The sequence below is a fragment of the Neisseria sp. KEM232 genome (assembly GCF_002237445.1).
GTDB lineage: Bacteria > Pseudomonadota > Gammaproteobacteria > Burkholderiales > Neisseriaceae > Neisseria.
Genome location: NZ_CP022527.1, coordinates 94,623 through 119,543, shown reverse-complemented (window position 1 = coordinate 119,543; position 24,921 = coordinate 94,623). Strand labels below are relative to the sequence as shown.

The window sequence follows — 24,921 nt, the reverse complement described above, 5'->3', positions numbered from 1 at the left end:
AACATAGCAAGATTGGCAAGGCAGCCCGAAAATACAAAAAGGCCGTCTGAAAACCCAAAACACGGGTTTTCAGACGGCCTTTCGTTTGCTGCGCGGTTTTTCAGGCTGCCTTTACCTTTCAGACGGCCCTACTTCCCTTTGGCAATCCCGTCTATCCAGTCAAACAGCTCGTCCAAATCGTAATCGCCGCTGTGCGGCACGTCCCACGGCAGGGCGTAATCGACGGATTTGCCGCTGTTTTGCAGTTTGGCGGCGAGTATCGCGCTGACGGCGAGCGAGGTGTCGCGATCGTTGGTGCCGACGCGGATGCGCCAGTGCTGCGTGGGCGTGTGGGCGATGTAGGGCATGGGGCTCATCATTTTGACGGTTTGCGCGTCGGCCTTGCCCGCGCCTTTGACGGTGCTGTGTTGCGCGGCAAAGGCGGTGAAGTGGCGCTTGTCTTGGGTTTGGCTGCCGAAGAGCTGGTTTTCGCCGGTGGACAAATCCACGCCGTCAAAGGCGGGCGGGGTTTTCTGGCGGCCGGCTGCGGCGGCGTATTTATCGAAATCGACGGCGGTAACTTTGCCGCCGGACACGGTGAGCCAGTTGCGATCGGACAGGTCTTTGCCTGCGTCCAGCGCGCTTTGCGCGGACTGGGCGAGCAGCGCGGCGATGTGGTCTTTGAAACTGCCGTTGCCGTTTTTGTCCAGCGTGAGCGGCTTGCCCTGCGCGTTTTTGAGTTTCAGGCTGTTGAGATAGGGGGCGAACTGGGGTTTCAGGCTGTCTGAAAGCTGTTTTTCGGCTTCGGTGAGTGTGCCTTTGACCAATTTGCGCTCGACGTTGTAATCGAGCATGGTGATGTTCATTTTCTGGTAGTCGTTCACGCCGTGAAACTGCCATTCGTAGGCGGCATCGGCATGATCGAGTATGGAAATCGGGCAGTAGGCGGACACGGCGAAGATGCTGTCGTCGGCTTCGGCGGCGCCGAGTTTTTTCAGACGGCCTGCGTAGTCGCGCTGGTTGGCGGACGCGCCGAGCAATACCGACAAGGCGCCGCCGGCGCTGGTGCCGTTGGAGATGATTTTGCGCGCGTCGCCGGCCATGGCTTTGTCGTTGGCTTTCAGGTAGCGCACGGCGGCTTTCAAATCGACGATGGCGGCGGGCGCTTTGCCGGTGGGCGAAGTGCGGCCGCGTGCGCCGGGGCTGGCGACAACGAGTCCGCGCGACAGGGCAACTTGCATCGCGTCTGCGCCTTTGTCTTCGCCGCCGCGCCCTTTCTGGCCGGGAGTGCCTGCTTTGGCGGGCATATAGCCGCCGATTTTGTTGGGCAGGAAAATCGGCGCGGTGTCGGCGGTGTAGCCGTTGATGCTGCCGCCGTGGAAATAGGCTTCGGGGATGTAGATGTTGATGGTCTGGTAGTCGGCTTCGACGGGGTTTTTCACGTAGGGGATGTTTTCAAAGGCGCGGTATTGCACGGTTTGGCCGTTGATTTCGGCGCTGCGGCTGGTGTGCGGCTGCTTGGCAAAATCCAAATCGGCGGCGTTTGCGCCTGCGGCGGCTAGGGCGGCGGTAAGGGCGAGGGTTTTCAATGACATGGGCAGCTCTCCGGTTGGAAGGTTGGGCGGGCAGCTTAGGCGCGGCGGGCGGGATTGTCAAAGGCTTCTTTTCAGACGGCCTCTGTCTGATTGGGCTGCCTTTGCGGTAAGATTGGCCGTCTGAAACTTCTGTTTACCCGCAAGGAATCCTTATGCATACCCTCACCCTCAACAACGGCGTAAAAATCCCGCTGCTCGGCTTCGGCGTGTACCAAATCCCGCCGCAAGACACGGAACAGGCCGTTATCCATGCCGTCGAAGCGGGCTACCGCCATATCGACACCGCGCAGGCCTATCTGAACGAAAGCGAAGTCGGCCGCGGCATCGCGCATTGCGGCGTGGCGCGGGAAGACTTGTTCGTCACCACCAAAATCTGGGTGGAAAACGCGGGCGAAGCCGCCGCCGAAGCCTCGCTGCACCGCTCCTTAGGCCGTCTGAACCTCGACTACATCGACATGGTGCTGGTGCACCAGCCCTACGGAGACTACTACGGCACCTGGCGCACGCTGGAAAAATGGCAGGCCGAAGGGAAAATCCGCGCCATCGGCGTGAGCAACTTCGCGCCCGAACGCGCCGTGGATTTGGGCGTATTCAACCGCGTGATGCCGCAGGCAGACCAAATCGAAGTCAACCCCTTCCACCAGCGGCTGCGCGAAGCCGCCGATTTGCAGGCCGAAGGCATCGCCGTGCAGGCATGGGCGCCGTTTGCCGAAGGACAACACGGCATTTTCCAAAACCCAGCGCTCTGTGCCATCGGCGCGAAACACGGCAAATCGGCGGCGCAGGTCATCATCCGCTGGCTGGTGGAACGCAATATCGTGGTGCTGGCCAAATCCGCCCGCCGCGAGCGCATGGCGGAAAACCTCGACGTGTTCGACTTCGCGCTCGACGATGAAGACAAAGCCGCCATCGCCGCGCTCGAATCCGGCCGCAGCCTCTTTACCCGCGAGCCGGTAGAACGCGTGAAATGGGCGCACGGACTGGCTTTTAACATATAACGAACAGGAAAAAGGCCGTCTGAAACCGCCCTTCCACCCGCCATGATTATCCGCAACAAAACCCCTTTTTCACTGCTTTTCTCGTGGCACGGCACCATCCTGCCGCGCGTGCTGATGCCGATACTGTTTCTGAGCGCCGCCTCGGTGCTGCTGGGCATGGTCGCGCACTACAAATGGTTCGACATTCCCACGCCGCCCCTGGTAGGCTTTACCGTATTCGGCGTGATTCTTTCCATCTCGCTGGGCTTTCGCAACAACGCAAGCTACGAACGCTGGTGGGAAGGGCGCAAACTGTGGGGCGTGCTGATTGCGGCGCAGCGCCACCTGGTACGCGAAAGCGGCGTGCTCGACGACGACACCCGCAGCCGCCTGCTCCGCCGCGTCATCCTGTTCGCCCGCCTGCTGCGCGACCGGCTGCGGCAGGAAACCGCCGCCCACGAAGACCTGAGCCAATACGGAACGCTCGACGCACAAAGCCTGATCCGCCACATCAATCCGCCACAATTCGTCTTGGAAACCATGCAGCGCGATTTGATACGGGCGCTGCGCGAAGGACAAATCGACAGCATCGTCTACACCTCGCTATCCGCCCACCTCGCCGAGCTGGGCAACGTGCAGGCCGGATGCGACCGCATCGCCGGCACACCGCTGCCGTTTTCCTATTCCGTGCTGCTGCACCGCGCGATTTACGGCTTCTGCTTCATGCTGCCCTTCGGCATCGAAAACATCTTGGGCGTATGGACACCCGTGATGGTAGCCTGGCTGGCCTACCTGTTTCTCGGCCTCGACGCACTGGGCGGCGAACTGGAAGAACCCTTCGGCACACAGGCCAACGACCTGCCGCTGGACGCCATCGTGCTGCTGGTCGAACGCGAAATCCTGGCCGCGCTCGGACAACCGATGCCCGACGCGCCCCGCGCCGACAAATTCAAACTGCAATAAACCCGAAGAGGCCGTCTGAAACCCTTTCAAACGGCCTCCCACCCAAAAAGGAATACCGACATGAACCTGCGTATCGGCCAAGGCTACGACGTACACCAGCTCGTCCCCGGCCGCCCCCTCATCCTCGGCGGCGTCGCCATCCCCTTCGACAAAGGCCTGCTCGGCCACTCCGACGCCGACGCCCTCCTGCACGCCCTCACCGACGCCCTGCTCGGCGCGGCGGGGCTGGGCGACATCGGCAGCCACTTCCCCGACACCGCTGCCGAATTCAAAAACGCCGACAGCCGCGTCCTCCTGCGTGCCGCCTACCAAAGCGTGCGGGAAGCGGGCTGGCGCGTCGTCAACGCCGACACCACCGTTATCGCCCAGCAGCCCAAACTCGCCCCCCACATTCCCGCCATGCGCGCCAACATCGCCGCCGACCTCGGCCTGCCCGAAAGCTGCGTCAACATCAAAGGCAAAACCAACGAAAAACTCGGCTATCTCGGCCGCACCGAAGCCATCGAAGCCCAAGCCGCCGTCCTCCTCGCCCCGCGCGACAACGCCTTCACACCCCCTCCCGCCGTTCAGACGGCCTGAACCGCCCGAAAGTCCAAAGGCCGTCTGAAAACCGCAAACACGCTTTCAGACGGCCTCCCGCCCTTCCCGACATGACCTCGAACCACAACAAACTTCCCGACCTGCCGCCTTTTTGCAGCCCCCGCTGGCTCGTCGGCGGCCACCTGCAAAGCATCTACGCCAAGCTGCGGCAAAGCCCGCCGCCCGCCTACCGCCGCGAGCTGCTGCCCGACAGCTACGGCGAAGACCTGGCCGCCTACGATTTCGTCGACGCGGCCAACCCCGACGCGCCGCTGGTCGTCCTCTTCCACGGCCTCGAAGGCAGCAGCCGCAGCCACTACGCCGTCGAACTCATGCGCGCCGTGCAGGCGTGCGGCTGGCACGGCGTCGTCGCCCATTTCAGAAGCTGCGGCGGCGTGCCTGCCAACCGCAAATACCACAGCGGCGACACCCGCGAAATTGCCCACATGCTCGGCCTGCTCGCCGCGCGCTACCGCGAAATCTACGCCGCAGGCGTGTCCCTCGGCGGCAACGCGCTGGCCAAATACCTCGGCGAACAAGGCCGTCTGAACGCGCCCGCCGTGCCGCGTGCCGCCGCCGTCCTCTCCGCCCCCGTCAACCTCGCCGCCTCGGGCGCCGCCCTCGAGAGCGGCCTGCCGCGCCTCATCTACACCCGCTATTTCCTTAGCAGCCTGCTGGCGAAAATGCCGCCCGTGCCGCAGAAAATCCGCACCCTCGGCGATTTCGACAACGCCTACACCGCGCCCATACACGGCTTCGCCGACAAAGACGACTACTACCGCCAAGCCGCCGCCCTGCCCTACCTGCGCGACATCGCCGTGCCCACCCTGCTCGTCAACGCCAAAAACGACCCCTTCCTGCCCGCGCGTTTTTTGCCCGCCGAACACGACGTTTCCCCGCAGGTGCGCCTGCTGCAACCCGAACACGGCGGCCATGCGGGCTTTGTCTCCGGCGGCGGCCTCGGCCATCTGCGCTGGCTGCCCGAAACCGTGCTGCGCTTTTTCGGCCAAGTCCGCCGCACCAACGGCAAAGAGGCCGTCTGAACACGCGCCGACCGCCGCAACCCGCCCCTGCAACCTTTTCCTTTTTTCAGACGGCCTCCCATGCCCGCACCCACCCTTATCCTGCTCCACTTCACCCGCAACCTGCGCCTTGCCGCCAACCCCGCCCTGAACGCGGCGCTGCGCTTTGGCCTGCCCGTGGCGGGCGTGTTCGTCTGGCCGCAGCACGCCAACCCGCGCCAGCAGACCTTTCTGCGGCAAACGCTGGCCGGACTTTCAGACGGCCTCACCGCACACGGCATCCCGCTGCACGTTTTGCACGGCAGCGCCGCAGACGCCCTAAACGGCCTGATGGCGCGGCATCCTTCCGCCCGCCTCGTCACAGCGCAGGCCGTACGCCTGGCCGGCAGCGAAGCCGCAAACCGCGTGCTGCGCGTACAGGAAGAAATCCTCGCCGTGCCCGTCATGCGCCACGGCGCCGATGCCGCGCCGCCGCCCGATTTTTCCGTGTTCCGTCAGGCATGGCTGCGGCAGGCGCAGGCCGACGACGGCGCAGACGGCGAACCCGATTGGGCGGTGGCAGAGCGCATACAGCGCGCCCTGCCCGACAGCCTGCGCGACGTGCCGCCGCTGCCCGACGCCCCCGACACGCCGCTGTTGCAGCAGGGCGGCGAAGCGGCGGCGCAGGCGGCCTGGCACGCGTTCGTTCCCAAACTGGCGCTCTACCCCCTGCTCAAAGACCTGCCCGCGCAAAAAGGCACATCGCAGCTCTCCGCCGCCCTGCGCTTCGGCCTCCTGCCCGTGCGCGCCCTCGCCCGCGAAGCCTTGCGCCAAGACGCGCCGCAATGGCTCGAAGGTCTGGTCTACGCCGACTACTGCCGCCGCAAAATGCCGTTTTCAGACGGCCTGTGGACTTGGGAAAACGGCAGCCTGCGCGAAATCCTGCCGAGTGCGCCGCCGCCCGAAACACCCGCCGCCGACACCGCCCGCAGCGAAGCCCTGAGCCGCTGGCAGCGCGGCGAAACGGGCGTGCCGCTTGTCGACGCCGCCATGCGCTCGCTCGTGCGCAGCGGCTGGCTGCACCCGCGCCTGCGCCTGCTGTGCGCCGCCTTCCCCGCCGCCCTGCCCGATATGCCCGCTGCGGCGGCAGAACGCTTTTTCGCCGACACCCTCGCCGACTACGACCCCGCCCTCTGCCGCGCCGGCTGTCAGGAAGCGGCGGGAGGCCGTCTGAAAAACCCCTTCGTCCAATCGCAGCACCTCGACCCCGACGGCCGCTTCATCCGCAGCCATCTGCCCGAACTGGCGCACCTGGACAACAGCCTGATCCACGCGCCGCACCGCGCAGGCAGCGGCATCGAGCGCAACGGCTACCCCGCGCCGATGGCGGATTTCTGAGCACGCGGCGTCGAAAAAAAAGGCCGTCTGAAAACCCGTAAAAGCGGGTTTCAGACGGCCTTTTGCCGTTTGCGTGACGGGTGCGGCTAATGGTGGCGGCCGTGTCCGTCGTCGGCGTCTTCGGTTTGGCAGTAGAGATGGTCGCCGTGGGTGTGGTCTTGCGCGTCGGTTTGCAGGGTGATGTGGCCGATGCCTTTGCCGCGCGCCAGTTCTTCCACGGTGCGGACGACGGCTTGGGCTTCGCGCACGGTGAGCGCGCCGTCGAGTACGAGGTGGGCGGAGAGCAGGTGGCGGCTGCTGGTGAGTGTCCAGATGTGCAGGTCGTGCACGCCCAGCACCTGCGGCACGGTGCGGATTTCGGCAACCAGCGCGGCCTGGTCGATATGCGGCGGCGCGCCCTGCATCAGGATGTGCAGGGTGTGGCGCAGCACGGAAGCGCCGCTGTTGGCGATAAGCAGGGCGATGAGCACGCTGATAACGGGGTCGGCCCAGCGCCAGTCGAAAAACATCAGCAGCAGGGCGGCGGCCACGGCGCCCAGCGAGCCGAGCAGGTCGCCCAAAACGTGCAGGTAGGCGCTTTTCATGTTGATGTTTTCGTGCACGTCGCCGCGGCTGTGCATATAGCGGGCGACGAAGAGGTTGACGGCCAGTCCGACGGCGCCCACCGCCAGCATGCCCGCGCCGGCGACGGTGGGCGGGTTGTCCAGCCGTTCGACGGCTTCGATAACGACGAACACGGCAATCGCCAGCAGGGTGAGGCCGTTGAACAGGGCAAAGAGGATTTCGGCGCGTTTGTAGCCGAAGGTCTGGCTGCTGTTCACTGCTTTTTCGCCGAGTTTGAAGGCCAGAAGCGACAGGCCGACGGAGAGGGCGTCGGAGAGCATATGTCCCGCGTCGGAGAGCAGCGCCAGCGAGCCGGTGGCGAGGCCGCCGGCGATTTCCACCAGCATATAGCCCGCGATGATGAAGAAGGACACGGCCAGCACTTTTTTGTTGGCGGTGTGGGCATGGTCGTGATGATGGCCGGCGCTCATGTTCTGCTCCTTATTCCTTATGTGGGAAACGGGGCGGATTGTAGCCGAAAGGAGGCAGGACGGGGTTTTCAGACGGCCTAAAACGGGATGAGGCCGCTCCCGCCTTCGCGCAAATGACGTTTCTGAAACACGGGAAAGGCCGTCTGAAAATGATTCAGACGGCCTGAGGGGCAAACGGAATACCTTAGGGTCTGTTGACAATCAGCGTTGCGGCGGTGTTTTTGGCAAAAAATACCCGCCTGCCACGTCAAAAATGCTCGCAAGGTGTCCAACCTTGCTGTGCTTTTTTCCTTGCATTCGGGCATTTTTTACTCAAAAAACCGTCTCGCAAGCTGAATGTCAACAGACCCTAGAAATCCAGATGCGAGGAGAGAACCTGACCATCGGCGGCGTTGACGCGCACTTCGTATTTGCGTGCGCCGTTAACCGTTCCCACTTCATATACCGGCAGGTCGCGTTTGTATTTCAACTCGGCTTCTTTGGCGCGGCCGCCGGTTTTCGCTTCGGCGGCGGCAATAGCCTGTTTCAGCGAAATGCCGGTCTGCGGCACGGGGCGGCGCGGTTTGCTGTCGTAGTCGGGGCGGCTGTCGATGATGCTGCCGTTGTTGGCGTCGACGAATACTTCGGTCTCTTCGCTGCCGTTCATGATTTCGACTTTGTAGTAGCTTTGGCCGTGTTTGTGGCGGAAGTCGACGTCGACGGCCTGTCCTTTGACTTTGGCCAGCGCATGATCGACGGCTTGGGCGGCGCTGATTTTGCTTTGCGCGAGGGCGGCGTGTTTGCTGTCGGGAACCATGCCAGCGGCGTAGGCGCCCGCACCTGCGGTGCTCAGGACGGCGGCGGTGACGAGGGCGGCGATGATGCTTTTTTTGTTGGCTTTCATAAGGTTTTTTTCTTTGGTGTCTGAATGATGGTTAACAGGATAATCGGAAAACGGAAAATCAATAGTCGATGCGCTCTTTGATGATTCTCAGGTCGGGATAGGAGAGCACGATGTCGTATTTGCGGCCGTTTTTATAGGCGTCGATGTCCAAAACGGGTTTGCCGCGGCGGTCGTCGGCTTCGACTTCTTGAACCTGATAGCCGCGTTTTTCCAGCATTTTCACTGCTTTGGCGCGGTTTTGCTCGAAATTCCTGTCGCTGTAAATCTGACGTTCGATGTGGTCGTCGGCAAAAGAAGCGGCGGCGGTGAGGGCGATCAGGGCGGTGAAGAGGGATTTTTTCATGTCGGATTCCTTTTTTCGGTTTGAGGTAAACGGGGCGGGACGTTTTTCTGCTGCCGTCCCTGTCGATGGAGCGCATTAAACCAAAGCAAGATTAAGCGAATCTTAAGAAGGCATTTTGACGCGGATTTTTATTCAATCCATTGTTTTTACAGAAAACAAATTTAAACACCCGTTTGGCCTTCGCGTTTTGTTTATAGTGAGTCAAAATAAAAAAGATACAAGGCAGCAAGCCGCAGACAGTACAGGTAGTACGACAAGGCGCAGCAACGCCGTAGATTTTTTATTTTGGCTCACTATTAAGCTTCCCTTAATCAAACCGTGCTTTAATACAGGCCGTCTGAACGCCTTTCAGACGGCCTCTCACTCATACGGAATCTCCCATGCGCATATTGTTGATAGAAGACGACCCCCACATCGGCGACGGCATCGCCGCCGGTTTGAAAAAGCTCGGCATGGCCGCCGACTGGTTTTCAGACGGCCTCCAAGGGCGCGATGCCGCCGCCCTCGCGCCTTACGACGCCGCCGTGCTCGACCTCGGCCTGCCGGGCATGGACGGCATGGAAATATTGCGTGCGTGGCGGCAAAGCGGCCTGAGCTTTCCCGTGTTAATCCTCACCGCCCGCGACGCGCTGCCCAACCGCCTCGCCGGTTTGAACGGCGGCGCGGACGACTATTTGTGCAAACCCTTCGCCCTCGAAGAACTCGCCGCGCGGCTCAACGCCCTCGTGCGCCGCAGCCAAGGGCGCAGCGACAGCGGCCTGTCCTTCGGCCGTCTGAAACTCGACACCGCCGCGCAAACGGCCACGCTCGGCGGCGAGCCGCTCGACCTGACCGCCCGCGAATGGCGTCTGCTCGAAATGCTGGTGTCCAAGCCCAAACACATCGTCAGCCGCGCGCAAATCGAAGACCGCCTCTACGGCTGGGAGCAGGAAGTGGAAAGCAACGCCGTGGAAGTGCACATCCACAACCTGCGCAAAAAAATCGGCGCCTCCGTTATCCAAACCAAACGCGGGCTGGGCTACTGCCTCGGCGAAGCGCCTTAGGCCGTCTGAAAAGGCCGTCTGAAAGCCTCCGCACATCCGCCAACCCAAACCGCCCGAACAGCCATGCCCCTTTTCAAAACCCTGCCCCCCGAAACCGCCATCCGCACACGCCTGTTCTACTATCTGGCGGGCGGCCTGTTTGCCGTCTGGCTCGTCACCAACGCCGTTTCCCTCACCCTCGCCCTGAACGAGCTCAACGAATCGGCCGACAGCCAGATGAGCGAACTCGCCCGCGCCCTGCCCTATATCGACATCGAAGACGACGAGCGCGACGATGATGGCGAACACGACGACGATGAAGACGACGACGTCGAAGGCGAAACCGACTGGGAAACCATCCTCCTGCCCAAAATCAAACACAGCTTCGAAGAAGCTCGGCGCGGCAGTGCCAAAGACAAACACAACGGCATCGCCATCTGGGACAAACGCGGCCGCCTGCTTTTGGCCGACGAAAAAGGCCGCCGCATTCCCTTCAGCGACACCCCCGGCTTCACCGACACCGCCCCCGTCTGGCGCGACGACAGCTGGCGCGTCGTCTACTACCGCAACGACGCCACCGGCCTCACCGCCGCCGTCGCCCAACGCTGGCACGAACGCCTCGAAATGCTCTGGCACATCGTCTGGGTGCAGCTTGCCGCCTCCCTGTTCGTCCTGCCCCTGCTCGCCATCCTCCTGCATCTGGCCGTCAAACGCAGCATCCGCCCGCTCGATCTGCTGGCGCGCGAACTCTCCGAGCGCCGCGCCGACAACCTCACCCCCGTTACCCGCGCCGTACCCAAAGAAACCCAAGCTGTCGTCAACGCCCTCAACCGCCTGCTCGAGCGCGTTCAGACGGCCTCCGAGCGCGAAAAACGCTTCACCGCCGACGCCGCCCACGAACTGCGCAGCCCGCTGGCCGCGCTCAAAGTGCAAAGCGAAGTGCTCGCCCTCAGCGACCCCGACGAGCAGCCGCACCACCTGCACCAAATCCACCAAAGCATCGAACGCGCCGAACACCTCATCAACCAGCTCCTCACCCTCGCCCGCCTCGACCCCGAAAGCGGCCTCGCGCGGCGCGAAGACATCGACTGGGAAACCCTCAGCGGCCAAGTTTTGCAACAGGCCAACACCGCCGCCCGCGAAAAACGCATCCGCCTCAAACGCGACTTCGCCGGCCGCCCCCTGCCGCTGCAAGGCGACCCCGTTTTGCTGCAACTCATGTTGCGCAACCTCATCGACAACGCCGTGCGCCACTCGCCCGAAGAGAGCGAAGTCGGCCTGTACTTCTACCCCGACCGCATCGAAATCCGCGACCACGGAGCAGGCATCGCCGCCGAACACCTGCCGCGCATCAAAGAACGCTTCTACCGCCCCGCCGGACAAAACGAGCAAGGCAGCGGCCTCGGCCTCTCCATCGTCGAACAAATCGCCGCCCTGCACGGCCTGACCCTGCGTTTGGAAAACCGCCGCGAAGGCGGCCTGAGCGCGTGGATAGAACAGGCCGTCTGAACGCCCTGTTTCAGACAGCCTCAAAGAAACAGCCGCAGGTCGGATACTTGTATCCGACATTTTCAGGCCATCCGCCTGCGTGGGGATAACGTTTCTAAAACCGTCATTTCCTCCGCGCACCTTACCCCCTCTCCTGCGCCTAAGCGCGGGGGAGGGTCGGGGTGGGGTGGCAGTTCGCAGAACTGTATTTTTCACCGCCCGCAAAGATTTCCGCAGCAGCGCAAGCCCCACCCTAGCCCTCCCCCGTTTATGCCCCGAAGGGGTACTAGCGGGAGAGGGGACGCTGTTGTCCGATAGGTTTCAGACGGCCTCAAATCAGCCTGAAACCCGAAAGGCCGTTCCTGCCTGCGCGGACATGACGTTTCTGAAAGCGAAGATTCAACGAACGAAGTGAAAACACTGTCGGGGGCTGACAGAAAGGCCGTCTGAAACCTGTTTCCGGGTTTTCAGACGGCCTTTTGCCGTGCGGGCGGGGGCTGATTGCCAACAGCCCCTAATAATCCACGCGGATTTTGCCCGCTTCGGACACGTCGGCGATTTCGATGTCGAAATGCAGGGTCATGCCTGCGAGCGGGTGGTTGGCGTCGAGGGTGACGCGTTCGCTGTCGATTTCGCGGACGTAGAACACGCGCGCGCCGTCGCCGGTGTCGGCCTCTATCGCCATGCCTTCTTCCATCTGCGGCAATACCGAGGCGAGATAGGCTTTGTCTACTTCGCGTACCAGATTTTCGTCGCGCTCGCCGTAACCTTCGGCGGGAGCAACGGTAACGGTCAGTTTGTCGCCCGCCGCGCGGCCGATCAGGGCTTGGTCGAGGCCGGGGATGATTTCGCCCGCGCCGGCGGTGTAGCGCAGCGCCCGGCCGTTTTCGCTTTGGTCGAGCAGGCGGCCGCTGCCGTCGGTGAGGGTGTAGAAGATGCCGACGCGGCGGCCTTTTTCGATATTCACGGGTTGTCCTTTCGGTGGGGTTTTAAACGGTTTTCAAACGGTTTTCAGACGGCCTGCGCTTTACTTGGGCGTTTGGCCGTCTGAAAGCGGGGCGGGCGGGAAAATCAGGCGTTCGATGAGCCTGTCCAATTCGCCCAGCAGTTTTTCGGCGCGCGGGCTGTTGACGATCACGACAACGGCCAGGGGCGGCGTGCCGTTGCCGCCATCGTAATAGCCTGCCAGCGCGCGCACGTCTTTGAGCGTGCCCGTTTTCAGACGCAGCGGCGCGCCGATGTGGCGGAAGCGGTTTTTCAGCGTGCCCTCGCCGCCTGCGGCGGGCAGGGTGGCGGCGAAGGTGCGGCCGAAGGGGCTTTTGTAGGCGGCGGCGAGCATTTCGCCCATCATGCGGGCGGACACGCGCTCGCGCCGCGACAGGCCGGAGCCGTTTTCCAAAACCAGGGGCGCGGTGTCGATGCCTGCGAGCATGAATTGGACGCGCACGGCGGCATCGGGGTCTTGCGTGTCCCTGCCGCCGAAACGTTCGCCCAGCGTGAGGAAAACGGTGCGGGCGATGATGTTGTTGGAGTGTTTGTTCATGTCGGCAAGCACTTCGCCCAGCGGTTTGGATATGCTGCGGGCGAGGGTGCGGGCGGCGGGCGGGGTTTTGCCCTGCATCAGGCCGTCGGCGAGGCTGCCGCCGTTCTGCCGCCAGTGTGCGGCGAAGCTGCGTCCGGCAAATTCGGCCGCGCCGAGCATGTTGACGTAGATTTCGCGTCCGGCGCAGGCGGCGGGGGCGCGGCCTTCCACGGTAATCACGCCTTCGGCGTAGCGGCCGCGCAGAAAGCGCGAGGGGTCGGGACAGGGAGCGGGTGAGGGCGTAAAGACGGCGCGGCTGTCTACCAACACGTCGGGCAGGGGCGGATTGAGCGCGGGCGGGGCGGAGGCGTTACCGAGGGCGTAGCCGGGCGTGACGGCGGCCACTTTGTAGGCGAGCATCTGCGGGTCGGGCGCGGTGGCGAAGGCGCGGTGGGCGTCGTCGTCGAAACCGTCGGCGCTGCCGGTGTGCGGCCAGACGCTGCGGTCGAGCACCAGATGTCCGCCGATGCGGCGCACGCCCTTGTCGCGCAACTGCGCCTGCATTTCCAGCAGGCCGTTTTGGTCGAATACGGGATCGCCGCTGCCGACCCAGTAGAGATCGCCGTCGAGCAGGCCGTCGGGGCGCAGCGGCGCGGCGGATTTGAATGCCGTCTGCCAGCGGAAATCCGCCCCCAGCGCGCGCAGGGCGGCGAAGGCGGTAACCAGCTTCATCGTCGAGGCGGGGTTGACCGGCACGTCGGCGCGGTGTTCGGCAATCACTTCGCCCGTTTGCAGATTGCGAACGTACACGGCGGCTTCGTCGGGACGCAGGCCGCCCAAATCGAGTGCGGCGGCAGGCAGGGAAAGGAAAAGAAGGAGAAGGGCAAAACGTTTTCGCATGGTTTTTTTATCGCTTCGGGAAACGGGAGAGGCCGTCTGAAACCTTTTCAGACGGCCTTGATGCGGCGGTTTAACGCCCGCGCAGGCGCAGAAGCATGCCCCACGCCAAAAGCAGCACCGCAGCGAAAAACAGCAGGCTCCACACGGGCAGCGGCACGCCTAGCACATACTCGCGCACGCCGCAGTTGCCGAAGCCCTCGACGACGAAGCGCCAGTAATCGAACAGCGGCCACTCTTTCAGACGGAACGTCCACGGCGCGCCGCAGCTGGGCTGCTCTTCGGCGGGCAGGCTTTGCAGCCAGAGCTGGTAGCACGCGACATACAGCCCCCACACCGCAGGCGTGCCGACCAAAAGCGCGGCAGCGGCGCGTCCGGCGGCCTTGGCCGTCGGCAGCAGCAGCGCGAGCGCCGAGGCGGCCAGCACCGCGAGCACCGCCACGCGCTGCAAAATGCACAGCGGACAAGGGTTCAGCCCCATCACATATTGGGCAAAAAACGAACCCGCCGCGGCAGCGGCGGACAGCAGGAACACAACAAACAGAACGGTTCGGTAGGATTTCATGACAGGACAGACGGAAACGGACAAAACGGGCGGATTATACGCGATTCGGATAAAGAGGCCGCCTGAAAACGAAACTTCGACGAAGTGAAAATACGGTTTCCGGCAAACCGAAACTCGGAAAGGCCGTCTGAAACCTTGGTTTGATGAAACGGAAAAGGCCGCTCCCGCCTGCGCGGGAACGGCCTTGTTCAGATTTTCAAACGGCCTAAATATCCACCTGCGCGGTATCGCCCTCGCGTTCCATCCAGGCGCGGCGGGCGGCGGCTTCGCCTTTGCCCATGAGCCTGACGAAGATGTCGTAGGTTTCTTCGTCCGCGCCCTCGGGGATTTCGACGCGCAGCAGGCGACGGGTGTCGGGGTGCATGGTGGTGTCTTTGAGCTGGTCGGGGTTCATTTCACCCAAGCCTTTAAAGCGGCTGATGGAATATTTGGACTCGGCCACGCCCTCTTTTTGCAGCCGCTCCAAGATGCCGTCGAGTTCGTTCTGGTCGAGCGCGTAGAATTTGCGCGCGGGTTTGCTTTTGCCCTGCGCGTTCACGTCCACGCGGAACAGCGGCGGCTGGGCGACGTAAATATGGCCGTCGGCAACGAGTTTGGGGAAATGGCGGTAAAACAGGGTGAGCAGCAAAACCTGGATATGCGAGCCGTCCACATCGGCATCGGAGAGGATGGCGATTTTGCCGTAGCGCAGGCCGGAGAGGTCGGCCTCTTCGCCGGGCATGTGCGGATCGACGCCGATGGCAACGGAAATATCGTGGATTTCGGCATTGCCGAAAAGCTGGTCGGGGTGGATTTCAAAGCTGTTGAGCACTTTGCCGCGCAGGGGCAGGATGGCTTGGGTGGCTTTGTCGCGGGCGAGTTTGGCCGAGCCACCGGCGGAGTCGCCCTCAACGAGAAACAGCTCGTTTTCACGGATGTCTTCGCTTTCGCAGTCGGTGAGTTTGCCGGGCAATACGGCCACGCCGCTGCCTTTTTTCTTTTCGATTTTTTTCACCGAACGCATCCGCGCCTGCGCCTGGCGGATGGCGAGTTCGGCGATTTTTTTGCCGTATTCGACGTTTTGGTTGAGCCACAATTCGAGCGGGTCGCCCGACACGGCGGCGACGAGTTTGAGCGCGTCGCGGTTGGTGAGTTTGTCTTTGGTTTGGCCTTGGAATTGCGGATCGAGCACACGGGCGGAAAGCACAAACGCCACTTTGCCGAACACGTCGTCGCTCTGTACTTTCACGCCGCGCGGCAGCAGATTGTGCAGGTTGATGAAATTGTTCACGGCTTGGAACACGGCCTGTTTCAGCCCTGCTTCGTGCGTGCCGCCCAGCGGGGTGGGAATCAGGTTGACATAGCTTTCATTGGCGCACGAACCTTCTTCCAGCCATGTGAGCGCGAAGGCCGCGCCCTCGCCTGCGCTGAAATCGCCGCTTTGACCGTCTGAAAGATAGTTGGCGCAGGAAAACAGCGGCACGGCTTCCTGCGCGTCGCTGATGAGGTCGGTGAGATAGCTTTTGAGGCCGTCGGGGTAGTGCCAAGTCTGCGTTTGCGGCGCGTCTTCTCCTTTTACGGGGCGCGTGAGCGATACGGTTACACCCGGCAGCAACACGGCTTTGGCGCGCAGCAGGCGTTCGAGTTCGGCGATGCTGTAATTGGGGCTTTCAAAGTATTTGCCGTCCGGCCACACGCGCACTTCCGTACCGCTGTCTTTCACGGCGCATTTGCCCGTTTCGTGCAGCGGCTCGACAACATCGCCGCCGGAGAACACGATGCGGTGGATTTGGCCCTCGCGTTTGACCGTTACTTCCAAGCGGGTGGACAGCGCGTTGGTTACGGACACGCCCACGCCGTGCAGGCCGCCGGAGAAGGAATACGCGCCCATGCCGTCTTTTTTGTTGAACTTGCCGCCCGCGTGCAGCTGCGTGAACACGAGTTCGACCACGGGCAAGCCTTCGGTGGGGTGGATACCGGTGGGAATGCCGCGCCCGTTGTCGCGCACCGACAGCGAGCCGTCGGCGTGGATTTGTACGTCGATGCGGTCGGCAAAGCCGCCCAAGGCTTCGTCGGCGGCATTGTCGATGACTTCCTGGCAGATATGCGTGGGGCTGTCGGTGCGGGTGTACATGCCCGGGCGTTCTTTAACCGGCTCCAAGCCTTTGAGTACGGTGATGCTGGATTCGCTGTATTGGCTGCGTTGGTTCATGGCGGCGTGCGTGTGGAAAAAACGGCGCGCATTTTAACAGAAAGGCCGTCTGAAAAAGCTTTCAGACGGCCTTTGTGCCGCTGAGGCAGGATGTACCGCCCCGCAATGCACGCGGTTTCGCTTTGCTGCAAACCGCAGGCAGACCGTGCGGACATCCAAAGCAAAAGGCCGTCTGAAAGCGGGGTTGCAACAAAGTGCAAACCGGTTGCCCGTTGTTTCAGACGGCCTCCCGTTTATTCCTGAGACTAATACACTTATTGATTCTAATTATTGAAATCATGGTTGCTTGGATGTAAACTCCTGTAAATTTCTTTTTTCGTCAAATTGTAAGGAGATTCAGATGAGCGTCAAACCCCTTTCCCTGCTCGTTGCCGCCGCACTCTTGTCCGCCTATGCCCGCGCGGCAGACGAAACCCCGGCCGCCAATCCGCAACCTTCCGCCGAAACAGTTGATGCGCGCGACAGCGTCAGCGCCGTCGTCGTCCGCGCCAACCGCAACACCCCGCGCCAAAGCAGCGACAACTACACAGTCAAAGGCAGCACCTCCGCTTCCAAGCTCGATTTGAAACTGAAAGAAACCCCGCAAAGCATCACCGTCCTCACCCAGCAGCAGATGCAGGATCAGAACCTGCGTAACCTCAACGACATCCTGGAAGAAACCCCCGGCATCACCGTGCTCCACGATTCCGTTCCCGGCGTCAGCGACTCCGAATACTATTCGCGCGGCTTCCCCGTCAACAACTACCAGCTCGACGGCGTAATAGTTAACCGCAGCATGCTCGGCAACCGCACCATGCAGGACAGCTTTCTCTACGACCGCATCGAAGTTGTGCGCGGCTCGTCCGGGCTGACAACCGGCGCGGGCGACCCGGCCGCCAGCATCAATTTCGTGCGCAAACGCCCGTCGGCCGAAAAAGCGGGCGCGCTCAACCTCAAATACGGCTCATGGGGCGACAAGCGCATCGAGTTTGATTACGGCGGCGCACTCAACCAATCGAAAACCCTCAAAGGCCGCTTTGTCGCCACCATGGGGCACGGCGGCAGCTTTCTCGACCGCGTGAAACAACGCTCGCACGCCGTATACGGCGTGCTCGAATGGTCGCCCGACGATAAAAATTTCCTGACAATAGGCCACCGCCACCAATACCAAATCGTACGCGGCGCACCCATCAAAGGTGTTTCCCGATATTCGCGCGTTTTAATTGGACGCGATCCAAATACGGGCGAGGAAATTCAAAAATGGATTGATGAGCGCGATACCCCGCCGAGCTTCAACAACGGTGCGAATTGGGCGTTTGACAAACAGCAGACCGAAAATTCCTTTATCGAATACAAACACTTCTTCACACCGAATTTCTCCCTGCAAGCCGCCTACAACCGCACCCGCTACCAAATGAAATTTCTCTACGGCGACATCGGCACGCTGGGCTACGCGCCCGCATACAATGCCGCCACCTACGAATGGGGCAGGGGCAACTACAGATTTGACGGCGAAGCCTTGGATATATTTGCCGACGGCAAATTCAAACTGTTCAATCAGGAGCAGCAGGTTATCGTCGGCATCAGCGGCGAGTGAACCACTGGGCGCGCAGCATACTATCCGAGCGAGGCTACCGAAGATTTGAATATCAGAAACATTAAAGCCGGCGGAATGAAAGGCAAGCTGCGCCAGTTCGGCCCTTATTTCTCCCTCAAATTAAAGCCGCATAAAAAAATTACTGCCGTTTTGGGCGGCCGCTGGCTGAATTGGAAAAAGCAGGGTGGTTCGGAATGGATTGACTTTAACAAACTGATTACACACAAAATGAAGGATCTAAATGCAGAACCGGCGGACGAAATATATGAATCCCCCATCAGCAGCGCATCCTTCCGCAAATTCATCCCCTACGGCGGCCTGATCGTCGACATTACTCCCTCGCTCACCGCCTATGCCAGCTACACCGGCATCGCCAAACGCAACGATGCACTGAAAGAATCCTATTTCAAACGCCAGCCCAAAGGCGGCGGCGACTTCCCGCCGATTACCGGCAACTCGAAAGAGTTCGGCATCAAAGGCGGCCTGTTCGACGACAGGCTGAATTTCTCCCTTGCCTATTTCACCATGACGCAAAACGGCTACCCTACTTTCGAGCCGCTCGGTTGGGGGCCTTGCGAACGCAATCCCGCCACCGGCGAATGCATCAACCGTCCGCTGGAATACGGCATCACCAAAGGCTACAAAAGCAGCGGCTTCGACATCAATATCGCCGGGAAAATCACCCCGAAATGGCTGATGCAGGCGGGTTTTGTCAAATTAAAAATAAACACTCCTTATGATGTTCCAAATTCTGATAGCGATTTAGGCGATGAATTGAATATGGATTACGGCGAAACCTACACCGCCCCCAATAAAACCTTTAAATTTTTCACCCGTTATGACTTTACGCCAAAATTCAGCGCGGGCGTCGGCATGCGCTGGAGCAGCGGCGTACGGCCGAAACCGTGGGGACACGGCTATTCGGGCGGCCAATACTATGTTTCCAACAAACCAAAAGAAATGTGGCAGCCCCCGTACTCCGTGTGGAATGCCATGGCCTCTTACAAAATCAATAAGAATGCAGCAGTAGCCGTCAATATCGGCAACCTGTTCAACAAGCGCTACTACACCAATGCCCGCAGCAACTTCTACGGCAAACCGCGCAATATCGCCGTGGCGCTGAAAATGAAATGGTAGGCCGTCTAAAAGCGGAGTTGCAACAAAGTGCAAACCGGTTGCCCGTTGTTTCAGACGGCCTCCGTTTATTCCTAAGACTAATACACTTATTGATTCTAATTATTGAAATCATGGTTGATTGAATGTAAACTCCTGTAAATTTCTTTTTTCGTCAAATTGTAAGGAGATCCAGATGAGCGTCAAACCCCTTTCCCTGTTTGTTGCCGCCGCACTCTTGTCCGCCTATGCCCGTGCGGCAGACGAAACCCCGGCCGCCAATCCGCAACCTTCCGCCGAAACAGTTGATGCGCGCGACAGCATCAGCGCCGTCGTCGTCCGCGCCAACCGCAACACCCCGCGCCAGAGCGGCGACAATTACACCGTCAAAGGCAGCACCTCCGCCGCCAAGCTCGATTTGAAACTCAAAGAAACGCCGCAGAGCATCAGCGTGTTCACCCAGCAGCAGATGCAGGATCAGAACCTGCAAAACCTCAACGATATTCTCGAAGAAACCCCAGGCATTACGGTAATTAACGATTCCATACCCGGCGTGAGCGATGCGGAATACTATTCGCGTGGCTTCCCCGTCGATAATTACCAGCTTGACGGCGTGATGGTCAGCCGCTCCATGCTCGGCGGGCGCACCGCGCAGGACAGCTTTTTATACAACCGCGTGGAAGTGGTACGCGGCTCGACCGGACTGACAACGGGCGCGGGCGATCCGTCCGCCAGCATCAATTTTGTGCGCAAACGCCCCACCGCCGAAAAAGCCGGTACGCTCAATCTGAAATATGGCTCATGGAACGACAAGCGCATCGAATTCGACTACGGCGGCGCGTTAAACGAATCGAAAACCCTCAAAGGCCGCTTTGTCGCCACGCTCGGGCACAGCAACAGCTTTCTAGACAGAGTAAGGCAGCGTTCGCACGCGCTCTACGGCGTAGTCGAATGGTCGCCCGACAATAAAAACTTTCTCACCTTCGGCCACCGCCACCAGCACCGTGTTGTGCGCGGCGCACCACGTAGAGGAGTTTCCCGCTACTCCCGCGTCAATTTGGGGCTAGACCCCAATACATATGAAGAGAAACTGGAATGGATAGATGCCCGCGACACCCCGCCGAATTTCAATAACGGCGCAGACTGGGCGTTTGACAAGCAAATAAATGACAATTTTTTTATTGAATACAAGCACTTTTTTAATTCTAATCTCTCTCTTCAAACTACCTATAATCAAACCCGTAACAAACAGCATTTTCTTTATGGCGACATCGGCACAACAGGTTATGCACCAAAATTAAATGCCGCCAGCTACGAATGGGGGAGGGAAAAAGCCAGTTTTATCGGTCATGCTCTTGATATTTTTCTTGATGGACGTTTCAAACTATTTAAGCAGGAACAGCAATTTATTATTGGAATTAGTGGTGATCACAGAACTTCGCGCGGTGGATTTTATTTAGGTGAAACTCCAACGGGAGACTTGCTTATTGCTAATACCAAACCTGACGGTATTGCTTTTAACGGTTCGTATTATGAAACCACCGCATATTTGTCAGAGGCAATGCCTTTGGATTACTGGAATAACGGTAATTTCCCGATGATGAATGAAAATCTTGTTTATAAAGGAAAATTCGGACCAGCAGACGATCCGACAGGAGGCCTGAAAATTAAAAGCTATCAGTTTGGACCTTATTTTTCTTTAAAACTCAAACCAACAGCAAAAATCACCACTGTTTTAGGAGGACGCTGGCTTCATTGGAAACGCAAAGGCGGACATGGATGGTCTGATCTCAATAAACAGCTCGGCGTGAGAAGAAAAGACGCTAATTGGCAGAAAGCACCGATATATGAATATGAAATAAGTGGTGGAGCCGGCAGTAGCACAGGCGATTTCAAAAAATTTATTCCGTATGGCGGCCTGATTGTCGAACTAACCCCATCCGTTAATGCTTATGCCAGCTATACGGGTATTGCCAAAGACAACGATACATTCGGCGTAACCCAGTTTGACCGCCAGCCCAAAGGCGGCGGCAAATTTCCGCCGATTACAGGCAACTCGAAAGAATTCGGTATCAAAGGCGGCCTGTTCGACGACAAACTCAATTTCTCCCTTGCCTATTTCACCATGACGCAGAACGGCTACCCCTCCTTCGAGCCGACAGGCGTAGGCGAATGCAACGGCTGGGACAGTTCGGGTCAGTGTATCAGCCGCCCGCTGGAATACGATATTACCAACGGCTACAAAAGCAGCGGTTTCGACATCAATATCGCAGGGAAAATCACGCCGAAATGGCTGGTTCAGGCAGGCTTTACCAAGCTGAAAATCGGCAAACCCTACGCTTCCCCCAATTCCGACAGCGAATTGGGCGACGAGCTGAATATGGATTACGGCGAAACCTATACCGCTCCCGCCAAAACCTTCAAATTCTTTACCCGCTATGATTTCACACCGAAATTTGCCGCAGGTATCGGCATGAGATGGAACAGTGGCGTGAAGCCGAAACCTTGGGGACACGGAATGTCCAACGGCCAATATTATGTTTCAGACAAACCGAAGGAACTGTGGCAGCCTTCTTACGCTGTATGGAATGCGATGGCTTCTTACAAAATCAACAAACATGCTGCCGTTGCAGTCAATGTCGGCAATCTGTTCAACAAACGCTACTACACCAATGCACGGGGTAATTTTTACGGCAAACACAGAAGTGTGAACGCAGCGATAAAAATAAGGTGGTAATATAAAAATTTATTCACATAAAGCAACAGTATTAAAATAAATATGGTTATTTTATCTGTTTTTGCTTGCGCTCTGTTAATTTGTAGGATTAATATTCATTCGTTACATTAAATCCAAACGCCGCCGTAAGCCGCCGTAATTTCCGGCAGGCAACAAAAAAGCGGCATCAGCCGCCATTTCAGAACCCAAGCCATAAAACAGAATTCCCGCAGCAATGCGGAAAAAAAAACTTGACCCGTTGCTGTCTCTTAAAATTTCAGTTTCGGGGAGCAGCGGATCAAGAAACGGGAATGCGCTACGCGCTTTTTCTTTCATTTTTTGCCTTTTATAGGAGTATTCTAACATGGCAGCAAATTCTCTTAAATCCCTCGCCCTCATTGCAGCCCTCTTCGCCACCCAATCGGCTTCCGCCGTAGATTGGAACGGCTGGCGCGTAAACCTGAACGAGCATTCGCCCTACGACAAATCTGTTGACGGCGTATATGCCGGTTCATTCACCTATGGCCGCCAAACCTACGGCCCATCCACCGCCGTTGCCGGACAGAACGGCCGCAAGGTAACGCAGACCACCATCGCGCTGAACACTTTCGCACCCGACAAACTGCACAACGCGCAGGCGAAAGACCCGGCCTACAACGACAAAACCAAGCTCGGCAACAACGGCTCGGCAGGTACGGATTCAAACGTGGTATACAGAATCTACCGGCAGAAATATTCCGGTGTTCTGGCCAACGTTACCAAGCTGAAATCGGACGGCACCAAATACAAAAACCGTAATTTTGTCAAACACATCGTCGGCGACAACACCAAACTCGCCAACCTGCCGAAATCGGGTACTTTCCGCTATCACGGTGTGGCCTTTACCAACTTCCCGCAGGGCGATTTCAACTATCAGATCGATCTGGCAAGCAAACGCGGCAAGGGTGATTTTACGCTGAACAAGCTGCTGGTGCCCGCTGCATGGATTGAAGGTTCTAAGAACCCGAACCTAGCATCAGAAAAAGGTAAAAATATCAATCGTTTTATTAATGTAGCCGGCACATTGAAAGAAGCTCCGATTGTCGCCAATGCCAACGGCACATTGGGCGTAACCAATGGCAAAGCGGAAGTGCGCGGTGCAGCCGCTACTGAAAAAGGCAAGCAGTATATTACCAACACTGCTGCCGCCCAAGCTGCTTATCAAGAAGTTGTAAGCAAGCATAAGGAAAGTATCTACGGCAAAGTTGACCCGCACTACACCCTGAACGTGTACGGCCCGAACGGCGAAGAAGTTGCCGGCTTCGTCAACGGACTGCCCGACCGCGTCGGCGGCGTGGCCATCATCGGCAAACGCTGATACGCCCTTGCAAAAGCGGGTTGCGACGCGCAATCCGCTTTTTTCACGCCCGTATTTCAGACGGCCTTTTCCGTCAGGCCGTCTGAAACATTCCGGCACTCTGTGCAAACCATTCCTCTGCAAACATTCTCGGGGATTCCCATGTATCGGACACACATCCGCCCGCTCAGCCTTTCCCTCCTCCTGCTGCTGACACAGCAAACCGCCTTGGCCGACGATCCGTCAGCCAAAACAAGCATCCGCGACGATTTCGGTATTTTCCGCGACGTGGGCGGCGATATCGGCTATCGGCAGCAGCAGATCGAGCGCAACGACAGCCTGCGCAGAAAAAATACCGACGGCGCACAGGAAGACGACACGCCTGATTTAAGCGACGAAGATTTGAAAAAAAATCCCGAAATCGCCAACCACATCCTGAACACCGCCATGCTGCGCGAAGACTGGGATACGCTGGAACACATCATGGGTTTCTACCGCGACATTCCCGGCCACGATCCCGTTATGTACGATTTTGTTCAAGGCGCGCTTTGGCGCGCTCAGGGCAAGCACGGCAAAGCCATCAAAACCTATCGCAAAATCTTGGACAAACAGCCCGATTTGAGCTATGTCCGCCTCGATTTGGCAGGCATGCTGTTTGAAAACCGCGCCTATCGGGATGCGGCAAAAGAATTCGGGCAGGTAAAAAAGGAAGACATCGAACCGGAAGCCGCCGCACAAGCCGACGCCTATTTGCAGGCCGTGAAACAGGCCAATCCGTGGCAGTTCAAGCTGCGCGGCGGCCTGCAATACAGCAGCAACACCAACAACGCCACCTCCAACGACTACTTCCTGTGGCCGTTTGCCGTTATCGACGGCGTAACCTACTACTACAAACTGCCGCGCGATCCCGAAAGCCTGCCCCGTTCCGGCCACGGCTACAGTTACGGTGCGCAACTGCAAAAAGACTTTAACCTCTCGGGCAACCACAACATCGGCTTCAACATCGAAGCCGACGGCGTGCATTATCCGGGCCGGCACGAAGACAACGAATTTTCCCTCTCGGCAGACGCGGGCTACAAATACCAAAACCTGAACAACACCTTCACCCTCACCCCGCTTGTCTCCGCCTCATGGCTCGGCGGCAGACCGTACAGCCGCAGCATCGGCGCAGCGGCATCGGCAAGCCGCTGGGTCACGCCCCGCCTGCAACTCTCGGGCTCGTATTCCGCGCTGCGCAGAAAATACCGCGACGAGCGTTACGAAGGCTACGACAGCACCGCCAACAGCCTCTCCCTGTCTTCCGTTTACGCCCTGACGGGCAACTGGTTTGTTTTCGGCGGCGCAGCCGTACAGCGCGAAAACACCCGCGACAAAGAAGAAACCTCCACCCGCCGCTCGCTCAGCCTCGGCACACTCTACCGCTTCGACAACGGTATCAACTTCCGCATCGGCGGCCGCCACGTCTCCCGCCGCTTCGCCAACCCCGCCACCCTCTACGGCGGCGACATCCGCCGCGACAAAGAAATTTATGCCGATGCCTCGGTTTGGAAAGAAAAATGGCTGCCCGGCGGCATCACACCCAAGCTGGAATTTTCCTATCTCAAAGTCAAAAGCAATATCTACGCCTTCCCCCGCAACAAAAAACAGGTATTGCTGACTCTGGAAAAAGAATTCTGATTCGGCACCCGCCCGCCGCAAAGGCCGTCTGAAAAGCAGTTTGAGGCTTTCAGACGGCCTTTACGG

21 protein-coding genes are annotated in these 24,921 nt (G+C 59.3%); 12 read left to right on the top strand and 9 right to left on the bottom strand.

The features are described from left to right. Positions 1-128: 128 nt before the first annotated feature. Positions 129-1,574: a subtype B tannase gene (locus tag CGZ77_RS00515; RefSeq protein ID WP_009427309.1), complete on the bottom strand. Its 1,446-nt coding sequence runs from the start codon at positions 1,572-1,574 to the stop codon at positions 129-131. Between the two features lie 152 nt (positions 1,575-1,726). Here CGZ77_RS00515 and CGZ77_RS00510 point away from each other — a divergent pair, with 152 nt between their 5' ends. The 5 genes from CGZ77_RS00510 (at position 1,727) to CGZ77_RS00490 (ending at position 6,492) form a co-directional block, all read left to right on the top strand. Continuing rightward, positions 1,727-2,572, top strand: a complete 846-nt coding sequence (locus CGZ77_RS00510; protein ID WP_009427310.1) for an aldo/keto reductase — start codon at positions 1,727-1,729, stop codon at positions 2,570-2,572. 42 nt (positions 2,573-2,614) lie between these two features. After that, the gene (locus tag CGZ77_RS00505; protein WP_009427311.1) at positions 2,615-3,514 is read left to right on the top strand and encodes a bestrophin family protein; all 900 of its coding nucleotides are present in this window, start codon (positions 2,615-2,617) and stop codon (positions 3,512-3,514) included. A gap of 60 nt (positions 3,515-3,574) precedes the next feature. Then, entirely contained in the window at positions 3,575-4,093 is a 519-nt protein-coding gene (ispF, locus tag CGZ77_RS00500; RefSeq protein WP_009427312.1) for a 2-C-methyl-D-erythritol 2,4-cyclodiphosphate synthase, read from the top strand. A gap of 71 nt (positions 4,094-4,164) precedes the next feature. Further along, a complete protein-coding gene (locus CGZ77_RS00495; RefSeq protein ID WP_009427313.1) occupies positions 4,165-5,136 on the top strand; it encodes a YheT family hydrolase in 972 nt (323 codons plus the stop codon). Positions 5,137-5,196: 60 nt separating this feature from the next. Beyond that, entirely contained in the window at positions 5,197-6,492 is a 1,296-nt protein-coding gene (locus CGZ77_RS00490) for an FAD-binding domain-containing protein (RefSeq protein ID WP_009427314.1), read from the top strand. 86 nt (positions 6,493-6,578) lie between these two features. Here the strand turns inward: CGZ77_RS00490 and CGZ77_RS00485 are convergent, their stop codons facing one another. From CGZ77_RS00485 to CGZ77_RS00475, 3 genes are all read right to left on the bottom strand, one after another. Beyond that, on the bottom strand, positions 6,579-7,526 hold the full coding sequence (locus tag CGZ77_RS00485; RefSeq protein ID WP_157697467.1) for a cation diffusion facilitator family transporter: 948 nt from the start codon (positions 7,524-7,526) through the stop codon (positions 6,579-6,581). Positions 7,527-7,875: 349 nt separating this feature from the next. After that, positions 7,876-8,409, bottom strand: a complete 534-nt coding sequence (locus CGZ77_RS00480; RefSeq protein ID WP_009427317.1) for a PepSY domain-containing protein — start codon at positions 8,407-8,409, stop codon at positions 7,876-7,878. A gap of 58 nt (positions 8,410-8,467) precedes the next feature. Then, positions 8,468-8,752, bottom strand: a complete 285-nt coding sequence (locus CGZ77_RS00475; RefSeq protein WP_009427318.1) for a PepSY domain-containing protein — start codon at positions 8,750-8,752, stop codon at positions 8,468-8,470. Between the two features lie 380 nt (positions 8,753-9,132). Here CGZ77_RS00475 and CGZ77_RS00470 point away from each other — a divergent pair, with 380 nt between their 5' ends. Continuing rightward, on the top strand, positions 9,133-9,795 hold the full coding sequence (locus tag CGZ77_RS00470; RefSeq protein ID WP_009427320.1) for a winged helix-turn-helix domain-containing protein: 663 nt from the start codon (positions 9,133-9,135) through the stop codon (positions 9,793-9,795). 63 nt (positions 9,796-9,858) lie between these two features. Next, complete coding sequence (locus CGZ77_RS00465; protein ID WP_009427321.1) at positions 9,859-11,283, top strand: ATP-binding protein; 1,425 nt, start codon at positions 9,859-9,861, stop codon at positions 11,281-11,283. Positions 11,284-11,776: 493 nt separating this feature from the next. Here the strand turns inward: CGZ77_RS00465 and CGZ77_RS00460 are convergent, their stop codons facing one another. The 4 genes from CGZ77_RS00460 to CGZ77_RS00445 all read right to left on the bottom strand — a co-directional run bounded on the left by CGZ77_RS00460 (position 11,777) and on the right by CGZ77_RS00445 (position 16,437). Further along, positions 11,777-12,229, bottom strand: a complete 453-nt coding sequence (locus CGZ77_RS00460; RefSeq protein WP_009427323.1) for a peptidylprolyl isomerase — start codon at positions 12,227-12,229, stop codon at positions 11,777-11,779. A gap of 60 nt (positions 12,230-12,289) precedes the next feature. Next, positions 12,290-13,684, bottom strand: a complete 1,395-nt coding sequence (gene dacB, locus CGZ77_RS00455) for a D-alanyl-D-alanine carboxypeptidase/D-alanyl-D-alanine-endopeptidase (RefSeq protein WP_009427324.1) — start codon at positions 13,682-13,684, stop codon at positions 12,290-12,292. Between the two features lie 70 nt (positions 13,685-13,754). After that, positions 13,755-14,246 carry a disulfide bond formation protein B gene (locus CGZ77_RS00450; protein WP_009427325.1) on the bottom strand — a complete coding sequence of 164 codons (492 nt, stop codon included), beginning with the start codon at positions 14,244-14,246 and terminating at the stop codon, positions 13,755-13,757. 205 nt (positions 14,247-14,451) lie between these two features. Next, positions 14,452-16,437 (bottom strand): DNA topoisomerase IV subunit B, encoded by a 1,986-nt coding sequence (locus CGZ77_RS00445; protein ID WP_009427326.1) that lies wholly within the window; start codon positions 16,435-16,437, stop codon positions 14,452-14,454. A 340-nt stretch (positions 16,438-16,777) separates the two neighbouring features. Here CGZ77_RS00445 and CGZ77_RS12350 point away from each other — a divergent pair, with 340 nt between their 5' ends. From CGZ77_RS12350 to CGZ77_RS00435, 3 genes are all read left to right on the top strand, one after another. Beyond that, positions 16,778-18,013: a TonB-dependent siderophore receptor gene (locus CGZ77_RS12350; RefSeq protein ID WP_232504840.1), complete on the top strand. Its 1,236-nt coding sequence runs from the start codon at positions 16,778-16,780 to the stop codon at positions 18,011-18,013. A 75-nt stretch (positions 18,014-18,088) separates the two neighbouring features. Then, on the top strand, positions 18,089-19,150 hold the full coding sequence (locus CGZ77_RS12345; RefSeq protein ID WP_232504839.1) for a TonB-dependent siderophore receptor: 1,062 nt from the start codon (positions 18,089-18,091) through the stop codon (positions 19,148-19,150). Positions 19,151-19,322: 172 nt separating this feature from the next. Then, on the top strand, positions 19,323-21,863 hold the full coding sequence (locus tag CGZ77_RS00435; protein WP_094030817.1) for a TonB-dependent siderophore receptor: 2,541 nt from the start codon (positions 19,323-19,325) through the stop codon (positions 21,861-21,863). 102 nt (positions 21,864-21,965) lie between these two features. On the opposite strand, the gene CGZ77_RS00430 is transcribed toward CGZ77_RS00435, so the two are convergent. After that, on the bottom strand, positions 21,966-22,208 hold the full coding sequence (locus CGZ77_RS00430; protein ID WP_157697465.1) for a hypothetical protein: 243 nt from the start codon (positions 22,206-22,208) through the stop codon (positions 21,966-21,968). Between CGZ77_RS00430 and CGZ77_RS00425 the strand changes: the two genes are divergently transcribed. Together CGZ77_RS00425 and CGZ77_RS00420 are read left to right on the top strand one after the other, a co-directional pair. Then, complete coding sequence (locus CGZ77_RS00425; protein ID WP_009427334.1) at positions 22,207-23,199, top strand: factor H binding protein domain-containing protein; 993 nt, start codon at positions 22,207-22,209, stop codon at positions 23,197-23,199. The genes CGZ77_RS00430 and CGZ77_RS00425 overlap by 2 nt on opposite strands. Before the next feature lie 141 nt (positions 23,200-23,340). Then, positions 23,341-24,855 (top strand): surface lipoprotein assembly modifier, encoded by a 1,515-nt coding sequence (locus tag CGZ77_RS00420; protein WP_009427335.1) that lies wholly within the window; start codon positions 23,341-23,343, stop codon positions 24,853-24,855. Positions 24,856-24,921 lie beyond the last annotated feature (66 nt).